The sequence below is a fragment of the Brevibacillus sp. B_LB10_24 genome (assembly GCF_046036945.1).
Taxonomy (GTDB): domain Bacteria; phylum Bacillota; class Bacilli; order Brevibacillales; family Brevibacillaceae; genus Brevibacillus_C.
The window spans coordinates 223,145-232,877 of record NZ_JBJQOQ010000003.1; the positions used below are offsets into that span (position 1 = coordinate 223,145).

Here is a 9,733-nt window from a genome sequence, read left to right on the forward strand (position 1 = left end):
CCCGAAGTGGATTCGCGCCGCTACTTAAAGAGTGCCGGCAGCCAGGTGGAAATCGCCGGAACATATGTGACGATCAGAATATCGATGATCAGCATCACGAAGAACGGGAGCAATGCCTTGGTCAGTTCCTCCAGTTTGATGCCTGCTATCTGACAGGCCACGAACAGATTGACCCCTACCGGCGGCGTCACCATTCCCATCGCCAGGTTGACGATTACGATCATTCCGAAGTGAACCGGGTCGATGCCCAATTGTACTGCAATCGGTGTCAACAGCGGCGCCAGAATAATGATCGAAGCCGAGGTCTCGAAGAACATCCCGACGAACAGCAGCAGCAGGTTAATGAGCAGCAGGAAGACCACCGGATTTTCAGAAAAGCTGGTAAACGCCGCCGCAATTTTTTGCGGAACCTGTTCGCGTGTCAGTATCCAGCCGAACATCCCGGCAGCTGAGATGATGATCATGATGATCGATGTCGTAATCGCCGAACGAGAGAAGATCTCAATGAGTTCCTTCCACTTCACTTCCCGATAGACACACACGCCGACGATCAACGCGTACACGACTGCGACGACGGCCGCCTCGGTCGGCGTAAAGAACCCGCCGTAAATCCCGCCGAGGATGATGACCGGCATCAACAGGGCCAGCAGCGCTTCTTTAAAAGCTTTCAGGCGCATGCCCCAGGTAATCCCCGTCTCGCCTTTGTATCCGCGCCGTTTGGATAAATACCAGCAGACAAAGATCAATGAGCCGCCGATTAATAAGCCTGGCAAAAACCCGGCAAGAAACAGATCGCCAATGGATACCCCTGCCGAGATTCCGAACAGAATCATCGGAATCGACGGCGGAATGATGACGCCCAGTTCTCCGGATACTGCCTGGGTGGCACCGGCGAATCGGATGTCATACCCTTTTTTTACCATAGCCGGAATTAAAATAGAACCGATCGCAGCCGTCGTAGCGGCACTGGAACCGGAAATCGCGGAAAAGAACATGGCCGTTACGACCGTCACGACCGCCAGACCGCCGGTCATTCCGCCTGCGAGCGAGTTGGCAAAGTTGACCAACCGCCGGGAAATGCCGCCTGACTCCATCAGGGAGCCGGCCAAAATGAAAAACGGAATCGCCATTAACGGAAACGAGTCGAGAGCGGCAAACATCCGCTGAATCAACACGGTAAGCGGCATCGTGCCGTCATTTATCAGGGAAATCATCGATGCCAGACCGATCGAGAGGGCGACTGGCACGCTCAAGAGCAGCATGACCAAGAGCGAGATCATCATGATGGATGCCACGGTTATTCAGCCCCCTTAAAGAATTCTCGGTTCATTTTTCCGGTCGTGACCTCGATCAGAACCGCAATTGCATTTATCAACATACACAGACCGCCAATCGGCAAAGATGCGTACGGAATCGTCATGGGAAGTTTCAATCCGGGAGAAAGCTGTTTTCCAACATGTCCGAGCATTTCAAAACCATAGATAATGAGTACGACAAAAAAGACCATCGAAATCACAAGTACGAGAATCCGGAGCAGCTTCTGCATGTTTTGCGGCAAACGTTCCGCAATCGCCTCCACTCCAATCAAGGCACTGTAGCGAACGGCCAGGGACGTGCCGATCAAGACAGACCAAATCATGCAATAACGGGCCAATTCCTCCGTCCAACGGGGGATATCCAGATTGAGATAACTGCTTAACATCCGTGCAACCACCTGATACACGATCAAAACGGTCATAGCGGCAAGCAGGACAGCAATCACATAACGCAAAACCTTGTTGAAACCATCAATTGCCTTGACAATACCCTGCAAAAGACTTCACCCCACCTTAAGAGTCGGCGGATAGGTCGTCCTATCCGCCGTTTTCTTTACTGCTTTTATTGCGTGTTGCGAATTTTATCAATCAGCTCTTTGCCGAATTGCGGCTCGTATTTTTCATAGACAGGTTTTACCGCATCCACGAACGGCTGCATGTCTGGCTCGATGATTTCCATTCCTTTTGCTTTCAACTCTTCCAGATATTGTATTTCCATTTCGGCAACGGTATCGCGTTCGAATTTGCCTGCTTCGATGGCTGCTTCTTCAATCGCTTTCTGTTGGTCCGGAGTCAGCGCGTCGAATTTCGCCTGGGACATCATCAACAGCGACGGAGAGTAGAAGTGGCGAGTCATGGACAGGTACTTTTGCACTTCGTAGAAACGGGAAGTCATGATGATCGGCACCGGATTCTCTTCGGCGTCAATCGTTCCTTGCTGCAGCGCCGTGAACAGCTCCGTAAAGGCCATCGGCGTCGGTTGTGCGCCCAGTGCCTTGAAAGAGTCCATATGGATGTCGTTTTCCATCGTACGGATTTTAAAACCTTTCAAATCTTCCGGCTTGGTTACGGGATGGGAGTTGTTGGTGACGTTGCGGTAACCGTTTTCCCACCAGCCCAGGGTTTTTACGCCCATCGTCGATTCAACCTTGCTGCGCAGTTCCGTCCCGACTTCACCGTCAAGCACCTTGTGGGCATGATCGGCATCGCGGAACAGGAACGGCAGGTCTACAACCGTCACTTCCGATACGAATCCGCTCATCGGGCCCGTAGAGGTAAGCACCATATCGATGCTGCCAACGTTCAAGCCTTCGATCATGTCACGCTCCCCGCCCAGCGAGCCGTTCGGGAAGATCTCGATTTTGATGGCGCCATTGGTCTTGCTCTCTACCAGTTCCTTGAATTTCTCCAGGCCCTTCTGGTAGTGTGAGGTGTCAGCCAGCGTGTGGCCTACCTTTAAGGTGACAGAGCCGCCGGCAGATGCAGCAGGCTGCTGCTGTTGTCCGCCATTATCCGCAGGCTTCGCCTCGTTCCCGCCGCCTCCGCACGCGGTCAGAAGAACCATGGTCGAGATGACCAGTGTATTGAATAATTTCTTCACGTCAAAAATCCCCCTCTTATGGTTCATATGTGTTTATTTTTTCCACGGCTTTCGCCAAGGAAAAGCGATTTCCAAATGCCCCCGCCTTGGTGACGACAGGCAGCTTGTCCGCCGGTCCGCCGATTACGACCGACAGCGGAATGCCTTCTTCCACTTCACTGACAATTTGCAACGCTTTCACTTGTAGGTGAAGGCAGGTGCGGTACGCAATATCTCCGCCGGTAAGAACAAAGCCCTGCAGCTTTCGCTTCGCCTGCACATTTACTCCCAGCGTCCCCAGGCAATCGGCAATCGCGTTGCCTGCGGCAAGACCGCTGGTTCCTGTGCGCTTCATCCAATTTGCTACCGCCTGTCTCATCTGTTCAGATGAATCCGTGACGAGCACCGGAGAATATCCATCGTCGATGATGTCCAGTATCTCTTGCAGGGTGCGGTCAAGTTCCGCGTGAACCGTTTCCGGCTGCAAGAATCGCAGCGGATCGGCCATCACGATCCGAAACTGCGGACGCTCTTTAAGCACCTCGATCTGCCCCGCCGTAACAGCGCTTACACTGCCGGCAATAATAAAAACTGGATTGACTGAACCCTCACTTGCCTGCTTGCCGCTGACCGTCGGCTGTGGTCCGGCGTCCATGACAAGCTCATCAGACAGCGCATGGGCCAATCCGGCTGATCCTACCCACAAGACCCGCAAGCCAGTAGCCAGCAGCGCTTGCGCAGCTTTCTGCAGATCTGGTTGATCAAAACTGTCAAAGACGATCAAACGGGTCCCGCTCTCATGCTGACGGACAATCTCACGAGCTAAAACGCTTTCGCCCTGGCGTATCGTCCTTAGGTCAATGTGACCGACCGTTCGCTTTGCCTGTTCACGCAAGAGTGTAGGCAGATGAGATTCGTTGACTGGCGATTTGGGATCGCGAGCAATCTCTGAATCCTCGAGCAGAACTTGATCGATGATGTGGTATCCCCCTATCGTCGTGCGCCTGTTAACCGGGTACGCAGGAATGACCGCCGCCACGTCAAACGGGCAGCTGTCCAAGAGCGCATTGATCTCGCTCCCGATATTTCCTCTCATTGTGGAATCAATCTTCTTGTACACGAAAGGAATCTCGGCCAAATTCATGCCCTCGGCTATCGCCTTGTTCTTTTCGTAGGCGTCCTCGCGATCAAGTGATCTGGTTTCCGCATTGATGACCCAAACATCTGCGTCTTGGGCGCTTTCCTGATGGACAGGATCTAGCAATGACACGGTACAAAAGCCTTTTTTGGCAAACTGCAAGCCTGTGTCATTCGCTCCTGTTAAATCGTCAGCGATAACGACTATCCTAGCCAATGAATCAATCACCTCTTACCTTGCAACGACGCGCAAATATGTATCGATCACCTCTTCAGCAACTTTCATCCTGTTGCAATAGTAGAGTACCTGAAAGCGTTGCAAAATTCAATATGGAAAATCCATTCTAACTGTTTTATTTTGCAACGATTTTTTGTATTTTTTATTTTGCGTACAAAAAAGCAACAAGCATTTGGGCTTGTTGCTTGCTGTTTTACTCCTGCATCGAATGCTTCAGTTTCCGCCAGAGTGTTGAGCGGTTGATTCCCAGCCGTTTCGCCGCCTCCGACTGGTTTTGTCCTTCCTCCTCCAGCACCCTCCAGATGATTTCCCGTTCAATCTCCTCCAGCGTTTTGCCGCTGATTTCGATCCCCGCGTCAGTCGGAGCGCGATGTGCTTCGTTCCTTACCTCGAGCAGGACGTTCTCCGCTTCCGCACGATCGATGAACGGCCCCTCGGCCGCCAGGCACATTTTTTCCACTGTAGTTTTTAATTCCTGAATGTTGCCCGGCCAATCCGCCTCTTTCAACATGGCCAGCACATTTTGCCGAACGCCGACGATCTGCTTGCCAAAACGAGCGTTAAACGAGGCGATGAACCACCGCACCAGATCGTCAATATCTTCTTTCCGCTCGCGGAGCGGCGGGATGAACAGGTTGTAGCCATTGATCAAATGGAATAAATCTTCGCGAAACTCTCCTGCTTCTACGCGTTCTTTCAAGCTCTGGGCGTTGGCGGCGATGATCCGCACATCCGTCTCGATCGGAGCAGTGCCGTTCAGACGGCTGACTTTTTTCTCTTGAAAGACGTTGATCAGCATCGCCTGTACGGTTAGCGGCAGCTTGCCGATCGCGTCGATAAACAGCGTTCCGCCGTGGGCCAGCTCAAAGACCCCGCGCTTTACAAGGCTCCCTTCACTGCCGAACAGCTCCAGCATCAGCTGCTCCTCGCCAAACGCCTCGCAGTTGATGAACACGAACGGAAAATCCCTGCGGCGCCCGGCATTGTGAATGGCCTGGGCGACGCTTTGCTTGCCGGTGCCAGGCTCGCCGTACAGAAGCAGCGGCAGTTCTGTTCGGCTTGCCTGCTTCGCCAGCTTCAGCATTTTTTTCATCCCGTCCGAACTGGTTACCAGCTGGTTAAAATGCATGCTCGCCCGGGACTCCTGGCCGGCAAGCGACTGGCGCAGCCGGGACTCCGCCTTTTGGATCTGGCGCGCAGGCTGTATCACCGCAAAGCCGCCCTCCTGCTTCTCCTCTACGATCAGCGGCAGTTTCTGGATCAGGACTTTTTCTCCATTCAGCGAGAAGACTTCTTCGCCGGAGGCTTGACTCGTCTTCAGCACACTATCGAGATTGAGGAGCGGGTGCAACTGCTCAAACGGTTTGTCCAGCGCGTATCCCGCCTGGATGCCGAGTACATCTTCCGCCTGATGGTTAAAGGCAAACACGCATCCATCGCCTGCGGCGGCGATCACGCCGACTGGCAAACTTTGCACCAGCGCCTCCATGCGCTGCCGCATTTCCTTCTCCCGCCGCGTGTAATAGGCCATGTGCTCCGCTTCGGAGATCGATTCCAGCACGGCTTCCTTGCCCGATGTGATCAAGATGGCCTGCATCCCGAGACGGCTAGCGACAGATGTGGAGATCACATCGCCGATGATGACCTGGATGCCTTGTGCCAGCGCCTGCTTCAAACCCTGCTCGATCTCCTGCTCTTCGCCGATGGGAAAGAAGGTCAAATTCATGTCCAACAGCGTTCCGATCGCATCGGCGCCCTGGATGGTGTTCAAATAGCTCATCAGTCCGATGTTACCGGTAAAGCCTTTAACCAGCGTCAGGGTGCGCAAAATGTCGTAGCCGGAGATTTTCACTTCCACCACCGGCAAGTTGCAGTGCTTGCGCAGCAGGCGCGCGGTCGCTCCCCGGCTGATAATCACGTCGTACCCTCTGTCTTCAAGGCTTTTCGCTAAGGCCAATCCCTTGTACAGATCGCCTACCTCGACATCAATTGCAACATCATGGTTAATTTCTGCTTTGATCTCCAGAAAAATATCCCGAAGCCCCTGATAGGGGGCAATCACCAGAATACGCGCCACGTGAACCCCTCATTTTCGCAACAATACCTGCATTTTGAATGTTGCATTTTGATACATATAGTGTACTGGTATGGATTTCTTTTTTCAATAGGGGGGTGGGGGGATTGGTGAACATTGATGATGGAAACCGAAAAAAATGGGCTCGCTTCGGCTGTGGCGCGCCTGCGGGGAAGCGGGACTGGCCGTCTGCACTGCAAAAAACGGCACGTCGACCAAAAAGGACTGAGGGTAACTCAACGTTGAATTTGGCCGACAAGCGTGTGCCGTTTTTTTCCGTTCCGACTGGGTGGGCTTGCCAAGGCCTGCGCTCGCCCCATTTTTTTTAAGTTTCTCGGACTTTTGCTCAAGGTTTATAGCGGTTATCTCCGACCTTGATGAAAAAGCCCGCCTGATTGATTCAGGTGAGCCGGTGTCTCTCAAATGAACTGATGGTCTTAATGGGTGTAGGCGCCGACGTTTTCGTGTTCTACGGCGCGGTGGAGGGCGTTGTTGAGGCCGCCGGCCACGACGTTGGCGATTCCCTCCATGAATTCGTCGATCTCTTTGGGGGTGACGACGAGGTTTTGTCCCAGAGGCTGCAGGACTTCCTGGATCAGCTGCATTTTTTCGTTCTCGGCCAATTGGCCGACCAGACCCATAAATGTTTTGCGCGCCTCCATCTCGGGCAGATCGGCTTCGGTGTACGGCGTTTTGCGCTCGGGCAGGTTCCTGCCCTCCGGCACCAGCCGTGTAAATGCCCGTTTGCTCTCTTTCATCGACTGCCCGAAATGGCCCAGCAGGTAGGTGATCGCATCGCTTATGATCGTGGCGGCGAAGACGACTGTCGGCACGCCAATCGAGATGACCGGGATTCCCAGGGTCTTGCTGTCGATCGCCTTGCGTTTATTGCCCACGCCTGATCCGGGCTGGATGCCGGTATCGGCGATCTGGATGGTGGTATTGACTCGTTCCAGCGCCCGGGATGCCAGCGCGTCGACAGCGATGACAAAGTCGGGATTGCTCTGCTTCACCACGCCGTAGACGATCTCGCTCGTCTCAATCCCGGTAATTCCCAGCACCCCTGGCGACAGAGCACTCACTTCGCGGTATCCCTCTTCGACTGATTCTGGAGCCAGCAAATACAGATGCCGGGTGACGAGCAGGTTCTCCACCACCATCGGCCCGAGTGCATCCGGTGTCACGTTCCAGTTGCCAAGACCGATTACCAGCGACTTTTTGTCTTCCGTCAGGCCGAGGTCTTGAAGAAACTGCCGCATCTCCCCGGCAAAACGCCTCATTACGGCGTCTTCCAGTTTCGTGTCGTTGTCCCTCAGCTTCGGCACCTCGATCGTGATGTAGTTGCCGGGCAGCTTGCCGATTTTGCGCCCTGCTTCCTCGTTTTCAACCCGCAGTCGTGTCACCTTGATTCCAGGCTCGCTGTCATCCGTGGAAAGCGTGACTCCCGGGATGCTCCCACTCTCTGTCTCTTCGGCGGCCAAGGCGATTTCATGGGCTTCTAAAGCCAGATCTGTGCGGATCGAAAATGCCGACATGTCCACGTTATGTTGTTCCAGCATGACATCTCCTCCTCGACGCTCCATCGTGTTATCCATAGCTTGCATGAATGTGGAAATATTATTCGGAAACCTTTCTTGCATTCGGATACGCGGCATGCTAGAATATTTCTTGTTGTATTTACTAGTTTTTTTGCAGTTCTGATCGTTTTAAGGAGGTGACATACATGCCAAATATCAAATCCGCTATTAAGCGTACAAAGCAGATCGAAAAACGCCGCTTGCAGCGCGCTTCGCAAAAATCCGACCTGCGTACTGCAGTGAAAAACTTTGAAAAAGCAGTTGCCGCTAATGATCTGGAGCTAGCGAAATCTACCCTTCTGGTGGCAGTCAAAAAACTGGACAAAGCCGCTACGAAAGGACTTATCCATAAAAACGCAGCGAATCGCAAAAAATCCCGCCTGATGAAAAAACTGAACGAGCTCTCTGCTTAAGCAGCTATGCAGGCGAAAACCCCCGGATCGAGTGTCCGGGGGTTTGTCTTTTGTCATCTCACTGATTAGCTAATGACCCGCCTTCGCCGTCTGAAGCTGGGCAGCTACCTGCGTCATGAATACCTCCAGGGCAATCCGCTTGTCCACCTGGCCCGACTTCATCCGAAAATCTTCCTCAGCCAAGATCCCCAGCAAGCGTCGCAAACCTGCTTCGTCAAAGTGCCTCGCCTGCTCCATCGCTTTCTTCACAGCGTACGGGTGCACCTTGAGCATGCCGGCCAGCTGCTGTTGTGTATAACCGCGAGGGGCCCACATCTTGATGTGCAAAAGCATCCGGATCTGCCTCGCCAACAGCGCCAACAGCCGAATCGGCTCTTCGCCTGTTTTGAGACAATCGTAGAGGATGCGGAAGGCTTCATTCAGCTGTCCTCCGACTACCGCCTCCACCAAGGCGAACACATTCTGTTCCAGCGTTCTGGATGCGAGCAGTTCGATTACCTGATCCGTTATGACAGCGTCTTGATTCCCCGTGTAGAGCGCCATTTTTTCCAGCTCTTTGTCGAGCAGGCGAAGATCGCTTCCTACCCGCTCCACCAATTTCATCGCCTCTGGGCGCTCTATCCGCGCCTGATACTGCTTCGCCCTTCGCTCCACCCACCCGTACAGGTCAGCGGCCTGGAGCGGTTGAAAAGGGACGACGACTGCCTTTTGATGCAAGGCTTTGACCAATTTTTTTCGCTCATCCAGCTTGTCCGCATTCACGCGTAAGATGACGGCAGTGTACTCGGCCGGCTCGTCCAAATAGCGGATCAGTTCATCCGCGTCAACCTCCACCTTGCTCGGCGGTTTCACCCCTGTCAGGAAGAAGGCATTATCCGCCAAAACAAGGCGATGTTCCGCCAAGAACGGCAGTGTTTCGGCATCCTGCAAAATGGCGGAAAGCGGTGTTTCCGCACAGTCGTATTGGCTTACATTGAGATCTGCGTATTCTGGATCAATCAACTCGGAGCGCAGAAGCTTTACAAACTCCTCCATCAGAAAGGTTTCCGCTCCGTATAAAACGTAGAGCGGAGCAATCCGCTTCGCTTTAATCTCCCTTACTACCTCGTGCAGCGGCATAAGCATACCTCCGTTCACCGGCCGAGAATCAATTCCTTTATTATATCATTGCGAAAAGGGCAACACAAAAGCTGCGGCTTTAAGCCGCAGCTTGCGTGCAGTGGGCGCGTTTATGTAAACGTCTAGGCAGAAGTCCCGGGTCTTATCTTCTTCCTAAACGGTAAGCAGGGGGGCGATACTGTACTATACGCTTTGCTGCTTCATGTGGTGCTGGTCTGCAGCCGCACTCCCCTGCTTTTTTTTCTACGACTGACCAATTATCTAACAAGGATTTCCAATC

The 9,733-nt window shown here is 53.3% G+C and carries 8 protein-coding genes; 1 reads left to right on the forward strand and 7 read right to left on the reverse strand.

Translation table 11 applies throughout. From position 1 onward, the window contains the following. Positions 1–20: 20 nt before the first annotated feature. The 6 genes from ACI7RC_RS05635 to gpr form a co-directional block, all read right to left on the reverse strand. On the reverse strand, positions 21–1,295 hold the full coding sequence (locus tag ACI7RC_RS05635; RefSeq protein ID WP_408107243.1) for a TRAP transporter large permease: 1,275 nt from the start codon (positions 1,293–1,295) through the stop codon (positions 21–23). A 2-nt stretch (positions 1,296–1,297) separates the two neighbouring features. Continuing rightward, the gene (locus ACI7RC_RS05640; RefSeq protein ID WP_408107244.1) at positions 1,298–1,813 is read right to left on the reverse strand and encodes a TRAP transporter small permease; all 516 of its coding nucleotides are present in this window, start codon (positions 1,811–1,813) and stop codon (positions 1,298–1,300) included. A 65-nt stretch (positions 1,814–1,878) separates the two neighbouring features. Next, positions 1,879–2,916 carry a TRAP transporter substrate-binding protein gene (locus ACI7RC_RS05645; protein ID WP_408107245.1) on the reverse strand — a complete coding sequence of 346 codons (1,038 nt, stop codon included), beginning with the start codon at positions 2,914–2,916 and terminating at the stop codon, positions 1,879–1,881. 16 nt (positions 2,917–2,932) lie between these two features. Next, complete coding sequence (locus tag ACI7RC_RS05650; RefSeq protein WP_408107246.1) at positions 2,933–4,249, reverse strand: four-carbon acid sugar kinase family protein; 1,317 nt, start codon at positions 4,247–4,249, stop codon at positions 2,933–2,935. A gap of 214 nt (positions 4,250–4,463) precedes the next feature. After that, a complete protein-coding gene (locus tag ACI7RC_RS05655; protein WP_408107247.1) occupies positions 4,464–6,347 on the reverse strand; it encodes a PrpR N-terminal domain-containing protein in 1,884 nt (627 codons plus the stop codon). Between the two features lie 434 nt (positions 6,348–6,781). Beyond that, a complete protein-coding gene (gpr, locus tag ACI7RC_RS05660; protein WP_408107248.1) occupies positions 6,782–7,903 on the reverse strand; it encodes a GPR endopeptidase in 1,122 nt (373 codons plus the stop codon). A 164-nt stretch (positions 7,904–8,067) separates the two neighbouring features. On the opposite strand from gpr, the gene rpsT reads away from it, so the two are divergent. Further along, on the forward strand, positions 8,068–8,334 hold the full coding sequence (rpsT, locus tag ACI7RC_RS05665) for a 30S ribosomal protein S20 (protein WP_408107249.1): 267 nt from the start codon (positions 8,068–8,070) through the stop codon (positions 8,332–8,334). A gap of 69 nt (positions 8,335–8,403) precedes the next feature. On the opposite strand, the gene holA is transcribed toward rpsT, so the two are convergent. Further along, positions 8,404–9,453 (reverse strand): DNA polymerase III subunit delta, encoded by a 1,050-nt coding sequence (holA, locus tag ACI7RC_RS05670; RefSeq protein WP_408107250.1) that lies wholly within the window; start codon positions 9,451–9,453, stop codon positions 8,404–8,406. Between the last annotated feature and the right edge of the window lie 280 nt (positions 9,454–9,733).